The sequence below is a fragment of the Pseudoxanthomonas sp. JC1303 genome (assembly GCF_058448525.1).
On the sequence record NZ_CP185958.1, the window covers coordinates 2,506,594 to 2,525,215 of the forward strand.

The following is an 18,622-nucleotide window of genomic DNA, read 5'->3' on the forward strand; positions in this document are numbered from 1 at the left end:
GATGACATGACGTCACGTTCCGTTTTCCTCAGCCTTCTGCTCGGCCTGCTGGCCGGCTGCGCGACCGCGCCCGTGCCCACGGTCCAGCGGCAGGGCAATGCCGCCAATCCCGAGGCCGCGGCCGGAACCTCCGCGCAAGGCGCGCAGACCCAGCCATTGGCATCGGCCGAGCCGCCCGAGACCGGGCCGCAAGCGCAGATCCATCGCGGCAACGGCCAGGTCATCAACCGCAGCGCCGCCGCGGCGCCGCCACCTGCGCTGTCGGGGGCGACCAGCGGCAGCGCGACGTTCAACTTCGAGGGCGAGTCGCTGCAGGCGGTGGTCAAGGCCATCTTGGGCGACATGCTGGGGCAGAACTACGTCATCGCCCCGGGCGTGCAGGGCACGGTGACCCTGGCCACCCCGCGCGCGGTCTCGCCGGCCCAGGCGCTGTCGCTGCTGGAGCAGGTGCTGAGCTGGAACAACGCGCGCATGGTCTATGCCGACGGGCGCTACAACATCGTGCCGGCCGACCAGGCCCTGGGCGGCACCGTGGCGCCGCGCTCGGGCGGGGCCACCAACGCGCGCGGCTACGAGGTGCGCGTGGTGCCGCTGCGCTACGTGGGCGCGGAGGAGATGAAGAAGATCCTCGAGCCCTACGCCCGGCCCGATGCGGTCGTGGCCACCGACCCGACCCGCAACATCATCACCATCTCCGGCACCCGCAGCGAGCTGGAGAACTACCTGCGCACCATCCAGATCTTCGACGTGGACTGGCTGTCGGGCATGTCGGTGGGCGTGTTCCCGCTGGAAACCGGACAGGCCAGCAAGGTCGTGTCCGACCTGGAGAAAGTCTTCGGCGCCGACAGCAAGTCGCCTAGCGCTGGCATGTTCCGCTTCATGCCGCTGGAAGGGGCCAACGCGGTGATGGTCATCACCCCGCAGGCGGCCTACCTCGACCAGATCCATGACTGGCTGGACCGCATCGATAGCGCCGGCGACCAGCCGCGGCTGTTCTCCTACGACCTCAAATACATCAAGGCGCGCGACCTGGCCCAGCGCCTGGCCGAGGTCTTCGGTGCCGGTGGCGGCAATGGATCACGCACTTCCGATACCTCGCTGGTGCCGGGCAGCGTGGGCGGCGCACTGAGCTCCAGTCCCTTCGGCGCCGACAGCACCGGCCTGGTCAGGGGGAATGGTTCCAGCAGCAGTTCATTCAATTCCAGCAGCAGCCTGTCCTCGGGCAGCAGTGATTCCAGCAGCAATGGCGCAATGGGGAGTGGTGGCGCCAGCCTGGATCTGGGTCAACGCCAGGAAGGCAACGGCAGCGTCACCCTGGAGGTGGAAGGTGCCAAGGTCGGCGTAGCGGCGGTGGAGGAGACCAACTCCCTGCTGGTGCGCGCCAGCGGCACGGCGTGGCGTTCGATCAAGGACGTGATCGAGAAGCTCGATGTCATGCCCATGCAGGTGCACATCGAGGCCCAGGTCGCGGAGGTCAATCTCACCGGCCAGCTCAGCTACGGCGTCAACTGGTATTTCGAGCAGGCGGTCAATGCGCCGCTGACCGGCGCCACTAGCGCGATCGGCAACGGCGCAAACTTGCCCAGCGCCGCCGGGCGCAACATCTGGGGCGACCTCAGCGGCAGCATCACCGGCAGCACCGGCCTGGGCTGGACCTTCCTGGGCAAGAACGCCGCCGCGGTGATCAGCGCCCTGGACAAGGTCACCAACGTGCGCATCCTGCAGAGCCCCTCGGTGTTCGTGCGCAACAACGCCCTGGCCCAGCTCAAGGTCGGTCAGCAGATCCCGATCAATACGTACTCGGTCAATACCGGGCTTGGCACCGACAACACCTACAGCTCGGTCCAGTACATGGACACCGGCGTGATCCTCAACGTGCGCCCACGCGTGACCAAGGACGGCACGGTGTTCATGGAGATCGCGCAGGAAGTCAGTACGCCGGGCGCCACGCCCGCGGGCTGCGATCCGACAACCAGCAACTGCAATCCGCCGATCAACACGCGCTTCGTCAAGACCGAGGCGGCCATCCAGAGCGGGGACACCATCGTCCTGGCTGGCTTGATCAACGACCAAGTCAACGATGGCAGCTCCGGCATACCGTTCCTGAGCCGCCTGCCGGTGGTTGGCGCGCTGTTTGGCCAGAAGACCCAGGACACCACGCGCAACGAAGTCATCGTGTTGCTGACCCCGACCATCGTGCGCAACCCGCAGGAATCACGCGACCTCACCGACGAATACAGCCAGCGGTTCCGCGCCATGGAACCGCTGCACGCGCCGAAGGACAAGTGAGCCCGGCTGGCCCCCCGCTGCCGGTCGTGCTGCTGCCCGTCGGGGTGGATGACGATGCGCTCGATGCCTGCCTGGGGGCGCTGGAGGCGGGGACGCCGGCCGGCACCCAGGTCTGGCTGGCCGACGACGCACAGGCCGGTCCGCGCGGCGTGGCGCTCATCCAGCGTTGGCTGACCCGCACCCGGCTCAAGGCCGACTACACCCGGCGCCCGCAGCCGCTGGGCGAGGTGGCGCACTTGGACGAGATGCTGGCCGCCTGTCAGGGCCTGGACGTGGCGGTGCTGGCGCCCGATGCGCAGCCCGTGCCGGGCTGGCTCAACCAGCTGTCCGCCTGCCTGGCCAACGATGCCGCCATCGCCAGTGTCACCCCGTGGTGCAACGCCGGCGAAGCGGCGGCCTGGCCCCGACTGGGCGAGGTCTCCGCGCCGCCGGGCGATCCGCAGCGCATGGCGCAGGCCTGCGCCGCCATGGCCGCAACCTATCCCGAACTGCCCGCCGCGGTCAGCCACGCCGTGGCGCTGCGCGGCCGTGCCCGCGCTAAGGCCGGAGGGCTGGACCTGCACAGCTATCGCACCTGGTACGCGGCCCTGATCGACCTGTCCCTGCGCCTGTCCGGGCTGGGCTGGCGCAACGTGCTGTGCGAGACCGCGTTCGTGGCCCGGGGCGGCGAGGGCGGTCCGGGCGAAGGCGACCTGGATGCGCTGGCCGCGCGCTGGCCTGCCTGGAACGCGCGCCTGGCCCAGTTCCTGATGAATGACCCCCTGCACGACGCCCGCGAACGCCTGGCCGACAGCCATGCCCAGCTCGGGCCGGAACCGCAACGTGAGCTCTTCGGCTGAAGCCGGCGGCATCGCCGCCATCGTGGTGACCTACCAGAGCGCATCGACCATCGATGCGTGCCTGTCGCGTCTGCGTACGGCCGAGGGGGTGACCCAGATCCGGGTGGTGGACAACGCCTCCGAGGACGGCACCCTGGAACTGGTCCAGCGCCACGCCGCGCGCGATGCACGCGTGCGCTTCATCGGCAATCCGGACAACCCCGGCTTCTCGGTGGGCTGCAACCAGGGCGCGGGCGATTCCACCGCGCCCTGGCTGGCCTTCGTCAACCCCGACCTGATGGTCGAGGCCGACACCCTGGTCCGTCTGCGCGCCCATGCACAGGCGCACGCCCCGGTGTTGCTGGGCGTTGACCTGGTCGACGAACAGGGCGCACACGATCCGGCCGCGCGCCGTCGCGATCCGGACTTCGGCGCCATGCTGCTTGCGCCGGGAAGCGGTGGGCAACTTGCGGTGGATGCCCAGGCAGGCGCGGTCGTGCAGGATGTCGACGCGGTGTCCGGTGCGCTGATGTTCGTCTCGCGCGCGCTGTTCGAGCACGTGGGTGGATTCGATCCGGGCTATCGGCTGCATGCCGAGGACCTGGACCTGTGCCGTCGTATCCGCATTGCCCGCGCACGCGTGGCGATCGCCAACGATGTGTGCGTGCTGCATATCCGCGGGGTGTCCAGCCGTTCGCGGCCGCTGTTCGTGGAGTGGCACAAGCATCGCGGGCTGTGGCGGTATTTCCAGCGTTTCGAGGCCCCACGCCGGGGCGCGCTGATGCAGGCCGGGGTGTGGATGGCGATCTGGACGCACTTCGCGCTGGCGGCCGGGCGTCGGCTGGCTGGCTGAATGCGGGCGCGCATAATGCGCGCATGATCATTCCCTCGCTGCTCGACACCGACCTGTACAAGTTCACGATGATGCAGGCGGTGCTGCATCACTACCCGGCCGCACAGGTGCAGTACCGCTTCAAGTGCCGCACGCCGGGGATCGACCTGGCCGCGCACCTGCCGCGCATTTCCGAGGAGATCGATGCGCTGTGCACGCTGCGCTTCACCGCCGAGGAACTGGATTACCTGCGCACCTTGCGCTTCATCAAGCCGGATTTCGTCGACTTCCTGGGGTTGTTCCACTTCGACCGCAAGTACGTCTCGCTGAAAGCCTCGAGCGAAGCGCCGGGGGAGATCGAACTGGAAATCGAGGGGCCGTGGCTGCACACGATCCTGTTCGAGGTGCCGCTGCTGGCGATCATCAACGAGGTCTACTTCGACGCCTTGGGGCAGGGCAGTCTGGAAGAGGGCGAACGTCGCCTGCACGCCAAGATCGAGCGCCTGCGTGCGATCCCCGATGGGACCGGCTGCGCGATTGCCGATTACGGGACCCGGCGCCGCTACTCCCACGCCTGGCATGCGCGCATGCTGCCGCAGCTGCGCGATGGGCTGGGCGCGCAGTTTGTCGGCACCAGCAACGTGCACCTGGCGCGGCTGTACGGCATGACCCCGTTGGGCACGATGGCCCACGAGTGGTTGCAGGCATTCCAGGCGCTCGGCCCGCGCCTGCGCGATTCGCAGGGCGCGGCGCTGGAAGCCTGGGCGCGCGAATACCGCGGCGACCTGGGCATCGCGCTCAGCGATGTGGTCGGCACCGATGCCTTCCTGCGCGATTACGATCTGTATTTCTGCAAGCTCTTCGACGGCATGCGCCATGACTCGGGCGATCCGTTCGCCTGGGGCGAGCGCATGCTGGCGCACCTGCAGGCCAATCGCACCGACCCGCGCGCCAAGATCCTGGTCTTCAGCGACGGGCTGGATGTGGAGCGGGTCGCCCAGCTGTATGCGCACTTCAACGGGCGCTGCCGGCTGGCCTTCGGCATCGGCACCAACCTGACCAATGACCTGGGCCCCAAGGCGCTGAACATTGTCATCAAGATGACCCGCTGCAACGGCCAGCCGGTGGCCAAGCTGTCCGACTCGCCGGGCAAGAGCATGTGCGACGATCCGGGCTACGTGCGCTATCTGCGCCAGGTGTTCGGGCTGCCGCCCGAGAAGGAGACCGCATGATCCGCACCATCGTTCGCATGGGAGAGCCGGTGCTGCTGGCCCAGGCCGAGCCGGTCGAACACTTCGCCACCGGCGAGCTGCGCGACTTGGTCGAGGATATGTTCCAGACCATGGAAGGCGCCGCTGGCGTCGGCCTGGCCGCACCGCAGGTGGCGGTGAGCAAGCGGGTGATCGTGTTCGGCTTCGACCGCAGCGCGCGCTACCCAGATGCGCCGGCCGTGCCGCGCACGGCGCTGTTCAACCCGGTGATCGAACCGCTGTCCGAGGAACTGGAGGACGGCTGGGAAGGCTGCCTGTCCATCCCCGGCCTGCGCGCGGTGATCCCACGTTACCGGCGCATCCGCTACACCGGCTGGAATGCCGAAGGCCAGCGCGTGGACCAGGTCGCCGAAGGCTTCCACGCGCGCGTGGTCCAGCACGAGGTCGATCACCTGGACGGCATCCTGTATCCGTCTCGAATCAAGGACTTCAGCACGTTCGGCTTCACCGACGTGCTGTTTCCGACACTGCAAAGAGAGGATTGACGCATGTACATGCCAGGACGGCGATCAGGTTGCAGATGGATCTTGGCGTTGATGCTTGCAATGAGCGGCCTGTCCCAGGCCGTGGCGGCGCAGAAGATGGTCATGGAGCTCTCTGAGGCGGACATGGCACAGGTCAGCCGTATCGCGGATGACTTGTGCGCGCGTGATGTGATCCTGCTGGGCGAGGATGGACATCACGGAAGTGGGCGAACCATGCAAGTAAAAGCTGCCTTGGTGCAGGCGCTCGTCGAACGCTGCGGGTTCGATGAATTGCTGTTCGAGAGCAGCTTCGATGAATTCGTCGGGTTCAACCAGGCGCTGGCTGCTGGTCGGGCGACGCGGCAACAGCTTGCCGATGCTGTCGGCGGGATTTGGTCGGATTTCGCGCAGATGCAGCCGATGCTGGATTGGGCATTCGACGCGGCGCGAAGCAGAAAGCTTGAGGTCTCCGGAATTGACCCGCAATCTGCAAGCGCGAGTGGCTACTGGACCCAGGCGGTGCTTGGCAACACGCTTGCCGATTTCGTGCCGCCGCAGCAGCGTGAGGCCTGCAAGGCGTCGATCGACCGCAATGCGCGGTGGACCTATGACGATGCACATCCTTTGGATGATGCCGAGCAGGCGCGGCTTGATGCCTGCACCGAACAGATCCGCAAGACGCTTGCGCAGCGAAGCGACCGGGACGACGAGGTGACGGAAATGGGGCGCGCCTGGTCACGGGTCGCCCTTCAGCAGGCGCAGCAGGATCCGGTGCAACAGACCAACATTCGTGACGAAGGCATGTACCAATTGCTGTCGTGGCATCGCAGGCGTGGCCACCACAAGGCGATCGTCTGGTGCGCCACTGTCCATGCGGCCAAGACCCTTCTTGGGCGGCGTATCCCGACAGGCGTGTATGTCCATCGTGAGCTTGGCGATCGCATGGCCTCGGTGGGGTTTTCGGCGCTGGAAGGCGAGTATGGCCGCCAGCCCGGAAAGGACACCAAGACGCTGGTCAACGCGGCGCCTGACTCACTGGAGGCGCACGCCGCCGCGCAGTCATCCGATGACCTCTGGTTTCTGGATCGAGCGGCGCTGCAACTGGCCGGGCCTAGGCCGGCCCGCGCGCTGGATTATGAAGCGTTCGAGCGGCGAGACTGGTCTCAGGCGCTCGACGGCCTTGTCGTCCTGCGTCGTGAGGCGCCGGTGATGCCGCTTACTGCCCCCTGAGTCTGGATGTCGGACGCGCCGGGAGCTGCTTTGACGAACCTTGCTAGGCTGGTGTTCCCCGAAGGCATCGAGGTGGATGACATGAAGACGTTGAGGAGGCCGATGCGGGCCCTGCTGATGGCGGCGTCCCTGGTGCTGTGTTCGAGTGCCTCGGCGCAGAGCTTCAAGGATCTGCTGAAGCAGAAGGACAGCAGTTCGACCCAGATGAGCAGCCAGAGCACGGGCGGGCTGGGCGCGCTCGGTGGCCTGTCGATGCCGGCGATCAGCCGCAACACGGCCGGCAATGCGGCTGGTGTCTTGCAGTATTGCGTGCAGCGCAAATACCTCAGCGCCGATGCGGTCAGTTCGGTCAAGGACAAGCTGATGTCCAAGTACGGGCTGGGCACGCCACAGCAGGCCGAGCAGTCGAGCGACTACAACAGCGGGGTGATGGGCCTGCTCAAAGGCGACGGCGGCAAGTCCTTCAACCTGGACTCGGTGTCCGGCAAGCTCAAGGACAAGGCCTGCGACTACGTGCTGGACAACGCGACCAAGCTGGTTTGATCTGGCGCGGTCAGTGGAATGAAAAAGCCCCGCGAATGCGGGGCTTTTTGTTTTTCAAACGTCGAAGAAGTTCACTGGATCCCCGCTTGCGCGGGGATGACGGAGGCATGCCTCCGTCGGATCCGGCAAGGTCGAGGCTGTGAAGTGGCCTCAGGCCGGAGCCAAGGCGCGCGATGCGCGCCTTACTTCAACGCCTTGTAGCGCAGACGCTTGGGACCGGCGTCATCGCCGAGGCGACGCTTCTTGTCTTCCTCGTACTCTCGGTAGTTGCCCTGGAAGAACTCCACGTGCGAGTCGCCCTCGAAGGCGAGGATGTGGGTGGCGATGCGGTCCAGGAACCAGCGGTCATGGCTGATCACGAAGGTGTTGCCCGGGAACTCCAGCAGCGCGTCTTCCAGCGCGCGCAGGGTCTCGATGTCCAGGTCGTTGGACGGCTCGTCGAGCAGCAGCACGTTGCCGCCCTGCAGCAGGGTCTTGGCCATGTGCAGGCGGCCGCGTTCACCACCAGACAGCGAGCCGACCATCTTCTGCTGGTCCTGGCCCTTGAAGTTGAAGCGGCCGATGTAGGCGCGCGACTGGATCTCGATGCCGTTGATGTTGAGGATGTCCAGCCCGCCTGAAATCTCCTGGAAGACGTTGTGATTGCCTTCCAGTTTGTCGCGGCTCTGGTCCACGTAGGACAGCTGCACGGTCGGGCCGACCACGATCTCGCCCGAGTCCGGCTTCTCCTGTCCGGTGATCATCTTGAACAGCGTCGACTTACCGGCGCCGTTGGGGCCGATGATGCCGACGATGGCGCCACCGGGGACCAGGAAGTTCAGGTCCTCGAACAGCACCCGGTCGCCGAAGCTCTTGGTGACGTTCTTGAACTCCATCACCGCGTTGCCCAGGCGCTCGCCGGGCGGGATGAAGATTTCATTGGTCTCGTTGCGCTTCTGGTAGTCGACCGACTGCAGCTCTTCCAGGCGGGCCAGGCGGGCCTTGCCCTTGGTGCGGCCGCCCTTGGCGTTCTGGCGCGACCACTCCAGCTCTTTCTGGATCGCCTTCTGACGGGCCTTTTCCTGGTTGTCTTCCTGCTTGAGGCGCTCGTCCTTCTGGGTCAGCCACTCGGTGTAGTTGCCCTTCCACGGGATGCCGCGGCCACGGTCCAGTTCCAGGATCCACTCGGCGGCGTTGTCCAGGAAGTAGCGGTCATGGGTGACCGCCACCACGGTGCCGGTGTAGCGGGCCAGGAACTGCTCCAGCCACTCCACCGACTCGGCATCCAGGTGGTTGGTCGGTTCGTCGAGCAGCAGCATGTCCGGCTTCTGCAGCAGCAGGCGGCACAGGGCGACGCGGCGCTTCTCACCGCCGGAGAGCTTGCCGACGATGGCCTCCCACGGCGGCAGGCGCAGCGCGTCGGCGGCGATGTCCAGCTGCTGCTCCAGCGTCGCGGCGTCGCCCGCGGCCAGGATCGCCTCCAGGCGCTCCTGCTCCTTGGCCAGCGCATCGAAATCGGCGCCTTCCTCGGCGTAGGCGGCGTAGACCTTGTCCAGGGCGGCCTGGGCCTGCAGGACCTCGCCGACGCCTTCTTCCACGGCCTCGCGCACGGTGTGCTCGGGGTTGAGTTCGGGCTCCTGGGCCAGATAGCCGACCTTGATGCCCGGCTGCGGGCGGGCCTCGCCCTCGAAGTCGGTGTCCACGCCGGCCATGATCTTCAGCACCGTCGACTTGCCCGCGCCGTTCAGGCCCAGCAGGCCGATCTTGGCGCCCGGATAGAAGCTCAGCGAGATGTCCTTGATGATCTGCCGCTTGGGCGGGACCACCTTGCTGACGCGGTTCATGGTGTAGATGTATTGCGACATGCGATCTCCGGCGTAGGACGCAGCCAGCCACCCGCGCCATGTCAGGCAGGCGAGGTGGGGCGATGGAAAGGGACCGCGCATTATAGCCGCTCATGCATCCCGCACCGCGGCGGACGCCAACCTGAACAGGCGGTATTGGGCATGATTAACGGCAACGTTCTGAAACGTTTCCAGCCAGTTTGCGTTCACCGGCGCGGCTCATCATCGAACCTGTGACAACTTGTTACGGAGCAAGCCATGAAGCGCCAGATCTTGAGTTTGATGAGTATTCCCGTCCTTGCCATGTCCTTGGCCGCCGCGCCGGCCATGGCCGACGACTGGGGCCACGACCATGGGCGTCATGGCCACGACAACCGAGGCGACCGCGGACGCGGGCATTGGGATGACCGCCATGATCGCCACGAGCGGCGAGAAGCCTATCGAGACGGCTACCGCGATGGCCGCGACCGCGGCCGGGTAGTGGTGGAGCGCAATTACTATCGCCCGCCGCCGCGCGTGGTCTACCGCCCCTACGACTACCGCCGCGGCTACCGCTACAGCCATTACTACGGCGGCCCGACCGTGGTGGTGCGTGACTACGACCGCTATCACGTGCGTCGTCCGCCCCGCGGTTATCACTGGGTGCGCGACGATCGCGGCAACCTGCTGATGGTCGCCATTGCCACCGGCATCATCACCGACCTGCTGATCAATCATTGATGGCGGGCGGGGCCTGAGGCCTGCCAGGCGCTCCCTGCAAAGGGGGCGCCTTTTTTGTGCATACCGCACCGTGTGCCAGGGATCGGAAGCCGCATTCCGGCCCTGCGATTGGTGGGGGCTGGCCCTGAGGGCTTACAATCCGCACCCCCACGGGCCGCGCGACGGCCGCTGGTGGACCCTTCTGCCCCGACTGCCCTCCCGGAGACCCGATGTTCCCGCGTGACGTCCGCATCGAAAGCTACGATCCCGAACTGGCCAAGGCCATCGCCAACGAGGTCCGTCGCCAGGAGGATCACGTCGAGCTGATCGCCAGCGAGAACTACACCAGCCCGGCGGTCATGGAAGCCCAGGGCAGCCAGCTGACCAACAAGTACGCCGAGGGTTACCCGGGCAAGCGCTATTACGGTGGCTGCGAGTTCGTCGACATCGCCGAAAAGCTGGCGATCGAGCGTCTCAAGGCCCTGTTCGGCGCCGACTACGCCAACGTGCAGCCGCACAGCGGCTCGCAGGCCAACCAGGCGGTGTACTTCGCCCTGCTGCAGCCGGGCGACACCATCCTGGGCATGTCGCTGGCCCATGGCGGTCACCTGACCCACGGCGCCAAGGTCAACGCCTCGGGCAAGCTGTTCAATGCCGTCCAGTACGGGGTGAACGAGCAGGGCCTGATCGACTACGACGAAGTCGAGCGTCTGGCCCTGGAGCACAAGCCCAAGATGGTCGTGGCGGGCTTCTCGGCCTATTCCCAGCAGGTCGACTGGGCGCGCTTCCGCGCCATCGCCGACAAGGTCGGGGCCTACCTGTTCGTGGACATGGCGCACGTGGCCGGCCTGGTCGCCGCCGGCGTCTACCCGAGCCCGCTGGACCACGCCCACGTGGTCACCTCGACCACCCACAAGACCCTGCGCGGCCCGCGCGGCGGCATCATCATCGCCAAGGGCGCCGACGAGGACCTGCAGAAGAAGCTGCAGTCCATCGTGTTTCCCGGCATCCAGGGTGGCCCGCTGATGCACGTGATCGCGGCCAAGGCCGTGGCCTTCAAGGAAGCGCTGGAGCCGGGCTTCAAGGCCTACCAGGAGCAGGTGGTCGCCAACGCGCAGGCGATGGCCGAAACGCTGATCGCGCGCGGCTACAAGATCGTCTCCGGGGGCACCCAGAACCACCTGATGCTGGTGGACATGATCGGCCGCGAGGTGTCCGGCAAGGACGCGGAGGCCGCGCTGGGCAAGGCCCACATCACCACCAACAAGAACTCGGTGCCGGGCGACCCGCGCTCGCCGTTCGTCACCTCGGGGCTGCGCCTGGGCACGCCGGCGATCACCACGCGCGGCTACAAGGAGGCCGAGACCATCGCCCTGGCCAACTGGATTGCCGATGTGCTCGATGCCCCCAACGACGAGGCGGTCATCGCCCGGGTGCGCGAGGCGGTCACCGCCCAGTGCAAGCAGTTCCCGGTCTACGGCTGAGCCCAGCGCACCGTGCATTGCCCCTTCTGCCAGAACAGCGACACCCGCGTGATCGACTCGCGCGTGTCCGAAGACGGGGCGACGATCCGCCGGCGCCGTGAGTGCGAAGCCTGCGGCGAACGCTTCAGCACGCTGGAAACCATCGAGCTCAAGCTGCCGGCGGTGATCAAGTCCGACGGCCGGCGTGACCCGTTCGACGCGCGCAAGCTGCGCCAGAGCTTCGACCGGGCGCTGCACAAGCGCGCGGTGTCCGAGGACCAGGTCGAGGCATCGGTGCGCGCGGTGATCCAGCAGCTGCGACGCACCACCGAGCGCGAGCTGCCCTCGCGCCGGGTCGGTGAGTTCGTCATGGCCGAACTGCGCAAGCTCGACCACGTGGCCTTCGTGCGCTATGCCTCGGTGTACCGCAGCTTCGAAGACGTGGCCGACTTCCGCGAGGAACTGGACCGCCTGGAGCGCGACCTGCCGGGCGAGGGCCAGCTCTCGCTGCTCTCCGGCGAAGTGGTGCCGTTCGGCAAGCCGGGCGACAAGTCCAAGAAGCGCTGAGCGAAGCGGTGCGGATCGAGCCTCTGCGCGCTCATCGGCAGTATCTGGGCGCCTTGGCCCAGGCCCATGTCGCCGCGTTCGGCGGGCTGCTGCCGGACTGGACGGTCGAACAGGCACAAGACGAACTGGCCGCGCAGGGCGCCACCGCCATGCCGGCGACCTGGCTGGCGCTGGACGCAAGCGACTGGATCGGTTCGGTCAGCCTGCTGGTCAATGACGATCCGCGCCTGGACCAGGTTTCGCCCTGGCTGGCCTCCCTGTATGTGCGGCCTGACGGCCGCGCCCGCGGCGTGGGAGCGGCTTTGGTGCGGCATTGCGTGGCCCAGGCCGCCGCACTCGGCGTGCCGCGCCTGCACCTGTACTGCCAGGATGCCCTGGTGCCTTACTACGCACGGCTGGGCTGGGCGCCGCTCGATCGCCTGCCGCTGGGCCCGCTGCAGGTCGTGGTGATGGCCATTGAAACGGGAACCGCCGATGTCTGAATTTTCCGCCCTCGACCACGCCCACATGGCCCGCGCGCTGCGGCTGGCCGAACGCGGGGCGTGGACCACCCGTCCCAATCCGATGGTCGGCTGCGTCATCGCCCATGGCGACCAGGTGGTGGGCGAGGGCTGGCACCAGATTGCCGGGCAGCCGCATGCCGAGGTCTTTGCGCTGCGCGCCGCTGGCGCGCGGGCGCGCGGCGCCACCGCGTATGTGACCCTGGAGCCGTGCGCGCATACCGGCCGCACCGCGCCATGCGCCGATGCCCTGGTGGCCGCGGGCGTGGAGCGCGTGGTGGCCGCCATGCGCGATCCTTTCCCGCAGGTGGACGGGGCGGGGTTCGAAAGGCTGCAGCAGGCCGGGATCATCGTCCAGGTCGGTCTGCTGGAGGACCAGGTGCGCGAACTCAACCGTGGCTTCATCTCGCGCGTGGTGCGCGGTCGGCCGTGGGTGCGGGTCAAATTGGGCGCGAGCCTGGACGGGCGCACGGCCATGGCCAGCGGTGAATCCAAGTGGATCACCGGGCCGGCCGCCCGTGCCGATGTGCAGCGCTGGCGCGCCCGCGCCGGGGCCATTCTGACCGGCGCGCGCACGGTGATCGCCGACGACCCCGCGCTCACCGCGCGGCCGGAGGAGGATCGCCCGTTCAGGCCGCCGCTGCGCGTGGTGCTGGACGCCACGCTGTCCACCCTGGCCCAGACCCGCGTGCAGGAAGGCGATGCGCCCACCCTCTATTTGCATGGCCCGCAGGCGGCACCGGTCCCCAACCATGGCCACGTCCATTACCAGGAGGTGCCACTGCGCGAGGGGCGCCTGGATCTGCGCGCGGTGCTGGTCGCCCTGGCCCAGCATCGGATCAATGAAGTCCAGGTCGAGGCCGGCGCCACCCTGTCCGGCGCCTTGCTCGCCGCCGGGCTGGTCGACGAGGTGCTGCTCTACCAGGCGCCGACCGTGCTCGGCGATGGCACCCACCCGCTGTTCGCACAGCTGGGACTGGCTGCGCTGGCCGACCAGCACCGTCTGAAGGTGATCGACGAACGCCGGGTGGGCGCGGATCTGCGCCTGTTGCTGCGGCCGACGGGTTAAACAAGAACGGGCCCATCAGGGCCCGTTCCTTCATCGGATCGAGATCTCGATCAGAAGCTGGCGCGCACGCCGAGCGACGCCTGGGTGACGTCCTCGTAGGCCTGCACCTCGCCCACCAGGCCCCAGGTCTTGTTGAAGCTGACCTGGCCGCCGAACGTGCCGATGAACTTGCCTTCGTCCAGGTCGCTGCCATCGAAGTAGCCGGCCTTCAGCCACAGCTCGGTCCGCGCCGAGGGCTTGCCGCGCACGCCGGCGCTGACACGGCCAACGTTGACGTGGTCCTTGTCCGAGGCGCTGGCACCGAGGTAGCGGGCCTTGGCTTCAACGCCCATCCGGACGTAGGCCAGGTCGGTCACGAAGTCCAGGCGATCGGTGAACGGCATGTGGTAGCCGATGCCTGCTTCCGGCTGATCGAGCGTGACTTTCACGCTCAGCTCGCCTTCGTGATAGGTCTTGCTGGCCTGCGACCAGCCGCCATAGACGTAGGCCGATTCGGCGATGGCGATCGAACCCCGGATGTAGCCACCATCGAGGGAAGGATCGTCGAGATCATCGCTGTTGATGTCGACGTTGGTGTAGCCCGCTTCGACGTAGGTGTAGCGCATCGGCAGGTCGGCCGCGGACGCGGCAAAGGGTGCGACCGCCAGGACGGCAGCCAAAAGGGTCTTGCGCATTGGTGTTGTTTCCCCTGAGTCCATGTTGCCGGGCCCATTGCAGGCCCGGTGTTGACGCGACGGTTCCTCGCCGCGAACGACATTTTAACGAGTTCGACGCGATGTGCCAGCGGCGCAACGCTCCGGCCTGCCGGTGTCCGCGCGGGGCGCTGCTAGAATGCGCGGGCCGGTTCGCCGGCATTCGTAAACGTCTTCAGGGCGGGGTGTGATTCCCCACCGGCGGTAGGTGCGCAATGCGCACGAGCCCGCGAGCGCCCTGGCCAGCCGGCCAAGGGGTCAGCAGATCCGGTCCAATGCCGGAGCCGACGGTTGGTGCTGCTCTTTGGCAGTGCCAGAAAGTCCGGATGAAAGAAGACGGCCCGCGCCACGACGGCAGCGTCGTGGGCGTGCCATTGCCTTGTGGCGTTTTTCGCTCTGCATCCTTGCGAGAAACGTAGCCATGTCCCAGTTGTTCGCGTTGTCCCCGTCCGCGCCACGCGCGGCGCTTCGCCCCTCCCGTGCGGAGGTGCGCTGATGTTCACCGGCATCATCGAGGGCGTCGGCCGCCTGGCCGCCGCGCAGCCGTTGGGCGGCGATACCCGCTTCACTTTCGAGGTTGGCACGCTGCCGTTCGACGCGGTGCAACTCGGCGAGAGCATCGCGGTCAACGGCGTGTGCCTGACCGTCATCGCCTTCGACGCCACCAGCTTCCAGGCCGATGCCTCCACCGAGACCTTGTCGCTGACCACGCTTGGTGGGCTGACGGTAGGCGCGGCGTTGAACCTGGAGCGCGCCATGCGCCCGACCGACCGCCTCGGCGGACATCTGGTCAGCGGCCATGTCGATGGGCTCGGCCGGGTGCTGTCCGTGCAGGACGATGCCCGCGCGCAGCGCTGGCGTTTCGCTGCACCGGCCGCGCTGCTGAAGTACATCGCCAAGAAAGGCTCGATCTGCGTCGATGGCGTCAGCCTGACCGTCAACTCGGTCGACGATGAAGGTTTCGAGGTCGCGCTGATTCCCCACACTGTGGCGCAGACGCGCTTTGCGCAGACCGCGGTCGGCGATGCGGTGAACCTGGAGATCGACCTGGTGGCGCGCTACGTCGAACGCCTGCTCGGTGAGCGCGGAGGTGCGCTGTGAACTTCGCTCCGGTTCCCGAACTGCTCGAAGACATCCGCGCCGGCCGCATGGTCGTCATCGTCGACGACGAGGACCGAGAGAACGAAGGCGACCTGATCATGGCCGCCGAACTGGTCAAGCCGGCGGACATCAACTTCATGGTCACCCACGGCCGCGGCCTGGTGTGCCTGCCGCTGACCGCCAGCCGCGCCGCGCAGCTGGGGCTGGCGCCGATGGTCCGCGCCAATACCGCCCAGTTCCAGACCAACTTCACCGTCAGCATCGAGGCGGCCGAGGGCGTGACCACCGGCATCTCGGCCCACGACCGCGCCCACACCATTCGCACCGCGGTGCGGCCGAATGCGCGTGCCGAGGACCTGCACCAGCCCGGCCACATCTTTCCGCTCATCGCCCAGCCCGGCGGCGTGCTCACCCGCGCCGGACACACCGAGGCCGGCGTGGACCTGGCGATGCTGGCCGGACTGGAGCCGGCCGGCGTGCTGGTGGAAATCCTTAACCCCGATGGCTCCATGGCCCGCCGCCCGGAGCTGGAAGTATTCGCCCGCACGCACGGGCTGAAGATGGGCTCCATCGCCGATCTGATCGCCTACCGTCTGGCCACCGAGCACACCGTCGAACGCGTGGACGAGCGCGAGATCGAGACCGAGTTCGGCCCCTTCAGGCTGGTGACCTATCGCGACCGCATCGCCCACGAGCTGCACTTCGCCCTGGTCAAGGGCACGCCCGACGCGGCCACGCCGACCCTGGTGCGTGTGCAGGTGGAAAACCCGCTGGCCGACCTGCTGCACTGGCGGCGCGACGATTTCGGCGTGGCTGCCAGCGATGCCCTGCGTTCCATCGCCGCCGAAGGGCAGGGCGTGATGGTGGTGCTGTCGGCGCCGCGCGATTCGGACGCGCTGCTGGCCCGCCTGCGCCAGCAGGCGCCGGTGCGCGCCCCAGGCAAGGACAAGGACGTGGGCCAGTGGCGCCGCAACGGTGCCGGCGCGCAGATCCTGGCCGATCTGGGCCTGGGCAAGCTGCGTGTGCTGGGCACCCCGCGCCGCCAGGTCGGCCTGTCCGGCTATGGGTTGGAAGTCGTCGAGACCCTGGAGCCGCAGGGCGCCTGAGGCCCCGCTCCGGCCGCCGCGCCCCGCCTGATAAACTGTTCGACCCTCGAGAGCCCCGCTCCCCATGACCCATTACGAAGGCGACCTGCGCGTGTCGGACAGCGCACGGTTCGCGATCATCGCCAGTCGCTGGAATGCCCGCATCACCGATGCGCTGGTGGCCGGCGCGCGCAAGGAACTGGCCGGCAACGGCATCCCCGAGGCTCAGGTGGACGTGATCCGCGTGCCGGGTGCGTGGGAAATCCCGCTGGTCGCCGCGCGCCTGGGTGCCGCCGGGCGGCACGCCGCCATCCTGGCCCTGGGTTGCGTGATCCGTGGGGATACCCGGCATTACGAACACGTGGCCGATGGCTGTTCCGATGGCCTGATGCGCGTGCAGCTGGATTACCGCATCCCGGTGCTCAACGGCGTGCTGGCGGTCGAAGTGGCCGAGGATGCCGAGGCGCGCGCCGGCGGCAGCCACGGCAACAAGGGCGAGGAAGTGGCCCTGGCCGCGGTCGAGCTGGTCAACCTGCTGGAGAAACTGCCATGAACCGTCCCGGACCGCGTCGCGGTGATGGCGTCGATCCCGTCCTGCGCACCCGCGCCCGTCGCCGGGCCATGCAGGCCGTCTACGCCTGGCAGATGGCCGGCGGCACCACCCAGGGCGTGATCGCCCAGTTCGCCCACGAGCAGGCGCACGAAATCGCCGACCTGGAGTACTTCGAGGACCTGGTGCGTGGCGTCATGGCGCACGCTAGGGAACTGGATGAGGCCCTGCTGCCGCACCTGGACCGCTCGGTGGGCGAGGTCGACCAGATCGAGCGCGCGGTGCTGCGCATCGCCGCCTATGAGCTTCGCCACCGCGTCGACGTGCCGTACCGGGTGGTCATCAACGAGGCCATCGAGACGGCCAAGCGCTTTGGCGCCGAACACGGCCATACCTACGTCAACGGGGTGCTGGACCGCGCGGCGCTGGACTGGCGCGCGGCAGAGGCCAGCGCGCGCGGTCGCTGAGCGGCGCGCGGGTTCGCACACGTGGCCGCCTCGTCGGCCAGCGGTGAGTTCGACCTGATCGCCCGCATCCGCGCGCGCGCGGCCACGCGGGCAGACGTCGTGCTGGGCATCGGCGACGACGCCGCTCTGCTGGCAGTGCCACCGGGCATGCAACTGGTGGTCACCGCCGACACGCTCAATGTCGGCGTGCATTTCTTCGACGATGTCGCCCCGGCCGACCTGGGCTGGAAGGCGCTGGCGGTCAACCTGTCAGACCTGGCCGCGATGGGCGCGCGGCCGGCCTGGTGCACCCTGTCGCTGTCCCTGCCGCAGGCCGAAGCGGGCTGGATCGACGGTTTCCTGGATGGGTTTCTGGAACTGGCCGCCCAACACGGCATCGCCCTGGTGGGCGGTGATACCACGCGCGGTCCGCTGTCGGTCTCGATCACCGCGATGGGCCATGTCGAAGCGGGCCATGCCCTGCGTCGCGACGGTGCCCGGGTCGGTGACGAGGTCTGGGTGACTGGCACGCCGGGTGATGCCGGCGCGGCGCTGCAGTCGCTGCTGTACGGCGCGGCGGTCGAACGCGCCCTGCGCGCACGCCTGGATCGGCCGACCCCGCGCGTGGAGGCCGGACGCGGGCTGCTCGGCCTGGCGACGGCCTGCGTGGATGTCTCCGATGGCCTGCTTGCTGACCTCGGCCATCTGTGCGCGCGCAGCGGCGTGGGGGCGCAGGTCCAGCTCGACCAGTTGCTGGTCTCGCGCGCGCTGTCGCGGTTTAAACCGCAAGTGCGCTGGGCCTGGCAGGCCGGCGGCGGGGACGACTACGAACTGTGCTTCACCGCGGCGCCCCAGCGTGCCGACGAGGTGCGCGCGGCGCTGGACTTCGCTGGCGTGCCCGGGGCCTGCATTGGCCACATCGTCGCCGGACAAGGCGTGCGCGCCCTCGATCCCTCCGGCGCGTCCTGGCTGGCGCCGCGCGCCGGCTACGATCACTTCGGCTGAAGTGCCCTGGCCGGCCGCGGCGCGGGCCTGATGGAAGCTGACATGGCAGCGACAGGGCCTACCGGGACCGTGTGATTGGGCCCTGACGACGCCCAAGGTGCCGCGGCGTGCTGCGTTGCAGCTTGGTCGCCTCCATACGTGCGAGTACGGTGCCCTGGCCGCCCGCGGCTTGCGG

Annotated in this window: 19 protein-coding genes and 1 riboswitch; of the genes, 17 read left to right on the forward strand and 2 right to left on the reverse strand. The window is 68.0% G+C overall.

What is annotated here, in order from left to right; all coding sequences use genetic code 11:
* Window positions 1-6 precede the first annotated feature (6 nt).
* From gspD to ACORQU_RS11195, 7 genes are read left to right on the forward strand one after another with little or no spacing between them, the layout of a single operon-like run.
* The gene (gene gspD / locus ACORQU_RS11165; RefSeq protein ID WP_491641246.1) at window positions 7-2,289 is read left to right on the forward strand and encodes a type II secretion system secretin GspD; all 2,283 of its coding nucleotides are present in this window, start codon (window positions 7-9) and stop codon (window positions 2,287-2,289) included.
* On the forward strand, window positions 2,286-3,128 hold the full coding sequence (locus tag ACORQU_RS11170) for a glycosyltransferase family 2 protein (protein WP_491641247.1): 843 nt from the start codon (window positions 2,286-2,288) through the stop codon (window positions 3,126-3,128). Before gspD ends, ACORQU_RS11170 begins: the two co-directional genes overlap by 4 nt.
* Window positions 3,085-3,960, forward strand: coding sequence for a glycosyltransferase (locus tag ACORQU_RS11175; protein ID WP_491641248.1), 876 nt, complete (start codon window positions 3,085-3,087; stop codon window positions 3,958-3,960). The genes ACORQU_RS11170 and ACORQU_RS11175 overlap by 44 nt, the downstream gene beginning before the upstream one ends.
* Before the next feature lie 23 nt (window positions 3,961-3,983).
* Window positions 3,984-5,171, forward strand: coding sequence for a nicotinate phosphoribosyltransferase (gene pncB, locus ACORQU_RS11180; protein WP_491641249.1), 1,188 nt, complete (start codon window positions 3,984-3,986; stop codon window positions 5,169-5,171).
* Window positions 5,168-5,695, forward strand: a complete 528-nt coding sequence (gene def, locus ACORQU_RS11185; RefSeq protein WP_491641251.1) for a peptide deformylase — start codon at window positions 5,168-5,170, stop codon at window positions 5,693-5,695. Before pncB ends, def begins: the two co-directional genes overlap by 4 nt.
* A 60-nt stretch (window positions 5,696-5,755) precedes the next feature.
* On the forward strand, window positions 5,756-6,904 hold the full coding sequence (locus ACORQU_RS11190) for an erythromycin esterase family protein (protein WP_491641252.1): 1,149 nt from the start codon (window positions 5,756-5,758) through the stop codon (window positions 6,902-6,904).
* 30 nt (window positions 6,905-6,934) lie between these two features.
* Entirely contained in the window at window positions 6,935-7,447 is a 513-nt protein-coding gene (locus ACORQU_RS11195) for a DUF2501 domain-containing protein (RefSeq protein ID WP_491641253.1), read from the forward strand.
* A gap of 182 nt (window positions 7,448-7,629) precedes the next feature.
* Here ACORQU_RS11195 and ettA read toward each other — a convergent pair whose 3' ends face one another.
* A complete protein-coding gene (gene ettA, locus ACORQU_RS11200; RefSeq protein ID WP_491641255.1) occupies window positions 7,630-9,291 on the reverse strand; it encodes an energy-dependent translational throttle protein EttA in 1,662 nt (553 codons plus the stop codon).
* A 237-nt stretch (window positions 9,292-9,528) separates the two neighbouring features.
* Here ettA and ACORQU_RS11205 point away from each other — a divergent pair, with 237 nt between their 5' ends.
* From ACORQU_RS11205 to ribD, 5 genes are all read left to right on the forward strand, one after another.
* Window positions 9,529-9,990 (forward strand): RcnB family protein, encoded by a 462-nt coding sequence (locus tag ACORQU_RS11205; protein ID WP_491641256.1) that lies wholly within the window; start codon window positions 9,529-9,531, stop codon window positions 9,988-9,990.
* A gap of 209 nt (window positions 9,991-10,199) precedes the next feature.
* Window positions 10,200-11,453 (forward strand): serine hydroxymethyltransferase, encoded by a 1,254-nt coding sequence (gene glyA, locus ACORQU_RS11210; protein WP_491641258.1) that lies wholly within the window; start codon window positions 10,200-10,202, stop codon window positions 11,451-11,453.
* Window positions 11,454-11,465: 12 nt separating this feature from the next.
* A complete protein-coding gene (gene nrdR, locus ACORQU_RS11215; protein ID WP_271647237.1) occupies window positions 11,466-11,999 on the forward strand; it encodes a transcriptional regulator NrdR in 534 nt (177 codons plus the stop codon).
* A gap of 8 nt (window positions 12,000-12,007) precedes the next feature.
* Window positions 12,008-12,481 (forward strand): GNAT family N-acetyltransferase, encoded by a 474-nt coding sequence (locus tag ACORQU_RS11220; protein ID WP_491641260.1) that lies wholly within the window; start codon window positions 12,008-12,010, stop codon window positions 12,479-12,481.
* Window positions 12,474-13,568 carry a bifunctional diaminohydroxyphosphoribosylaminopyrimidine deaminase/5-amino-6-(5-phosphoribosylamino)uracil reductase RibD gene (ribD, locus tag ACORQU_RS11225; RefSeq protein WP_491641262.1) on the forward strand — a complete coding sequence of 365 codons (1,095 nt, stop codon included), beginning with the start codon at window positions 12,474-12,476 and terminating at the stop codon, window positions 13,566-13,568. The genes ACORQU_RS11220 and ribD overlap by 8 nt, the downstream gene beginning before the upstream one ends.
* 50 nt (window positions 13,569-13,618) lie before the next feature.
* On the opposite strand, the gene ACORQU_RS11230 is transcribed toward ribD, so the two are convergent.
* On the reverse strand, window positions 13,619-14,242 hold the full coding sequence (locus tag ACORQU_RS11230) for a hypothetical protein (RefSeq protein WP_491641264.1): 624 nt from the start codon (window positions 14,240-14,242) through the stop codon (window positions 13,619-13,621).
* Between the two features lie 185 nt (window positions 14,243-14,427).
* Window positions 14,428-14,602, forward strand: a riboswitch (FMN riboswitch).
* Between the two features lie 153 nt (window positions 14,603-14,755).
* Between ACORQU_RS11230 and ACORQU_RS11235 the strand changes: the two genes are divergently transcribed.
* From ACORQU_RS11235 to thiL, 5 genes are all read left to right on the forward strand, one after another.
* Window positions 14,756-15,361, forward strand: a complete 606-nt coding sequence (locus ACORQU_RS11235; RefSeq protein WP_491641266.1) for a riboflavin synthase — start codon at window positions 14,756-14,758, stop codon at window positions 15,359-15,361.
* Entirely contained in the window at window positions 15,358-16,467 is a 1,110-nt protein-coding gene (gene ribB / locus ACORQU_RS11240) for a 3,4-dihydroxy-2-butanone-4-phosphate synthase (protein ID WP_491641268.1), read from the forward strand. The genes ACORQU_RS11235 and ribB overlap by 4 nt, the downstream gene beginning before the upstream one ends.
* 64 nt (window positions 16,468-16,531) lie before the next feature.
* On the forward strand, window positions 16,532-16,999 hold the full coding sequence (gene ribH, locus ACORQU_RS11245; RefSeq protein WP_491641270.1) for a 6,7-dimethyl-8-ribityllumazine synthase: 468 nt from the start codon (window positions 16,532-16,534) through the stop codon (window positions 16,997-16,999).
* Window positions 16,996-17,463, forward strand: coding sequence for a transcription antitermination factor NusB (nusB, locus tag ACORQU_RS11250; RefSeq protein ID WP_271647230.1), 468 nt, complete (start codon window positions 16,996-16,998; stop codon window positions 17,461-17,463). Before ribH ends, nusB begins: the two co-directional genes overlap by 4 nt.
* A 21-nt stretch (window positions 17,464-17,484) precedes the next feature.
* The gene (gene thiL, locus ACORQU_RS11255; RefSeq protein ID WP_491641272.1) at window positions 17,485-18,447 is read left to right on the forward strand and encodes a thiamine-phosphate kinase; all 963 of its coding nucleotides are present in this window, start codon (window positions 17,485-17,487) and stop codon (window positions 18,445-18,447) included.
* Window positions 18,448-18,622 lie beyond the last annotated feature (175 nt).

Coding starts and splice junctions, on each gene's coding strand:
- gspD (WP_491641246.1), top strand. CDS start 7: ATGACGTCACGTTCCGTTTTCCTCAGCCTTCTGCTCGGCCTGCTGGCC.
- ACORQU_RS11175 (WP_491641248.1), top strand. CDS start 3,085: ATGCCCAGCTCGGGCCGGAACCGCAACGTGAGCTCTTCGGCTGAAGCC.
- pncB (WP_491641249.1), top strand. CDS start 3,984: ATGATCATTCCCTCGCTGCTCGACACCGACCTGTACAAGTTCACGATG.
- def (WP_491641251.1), top strand. CDS start 5,168: ATGATCCGCACCATCGTTCGCATGGGAGAGCCGGTGCTGCTGGCCCAG.
- ACORQU_RS11190 (WP_491641252.1), top strand. CDS start 5,756: ATGAGCGGCCTGTCCCAGGCCGTGGCGGCGCAGAAGATGGTCATGGAG.
- ettA (WP_491641255.1), bottom strand. CDS start 9,291: ATGTCGCAATACATCTACACCATGAACCGCGTCAGCAAGGTGGTCCCG.
- ACORQU_RS11205 (WP_491641256.1), top strand. CDS start 9,529: ATGAAGCGCCAGATCTTGAGTTTGATGAGTATTCCCGTCCTTGCCATG.
- glyA (WP_491641258.1), top strand. CDS start 10,200: ATGTTCCCGCGTGACGTCCGCATCGAAAGCTACGATCCCGAACTGGCC.
- ribD (WP_491641262.1), top strand. CDS start 12,474: ATGTCTGAATTTTCCGCCCTCGACCACGCCCACATGGCCCGCGCGCTG.
- ACORQU_RS11230 (WP_491641264.1), bottom strand. CDS start 14,242: ATGCGCAAGACCCTTTTGGCTGCCGTCCTGGCGGTCGCACCCTTTGCC.
- ACORQU_RS11235 (WP_491641266.1), top strand. CDS start 14,756: ATGTTCACCGGCATCATCGAGGGCGTCGGCCGCCTGGCCGCCGCGCAG.
- ribH (WP_491641270.1), top strand. CDS start 16,532: ATGACCCATTACGAAGGCGACCTGCGCGTGTCGGACAGCGCACGGTTC.
- nusB (WP_271647230.1), top strand. CDS start 16,996: ATGAACCGTCCCGGACCGCGTCGCGGTGATGGCGTCGATCCCGTCCTG.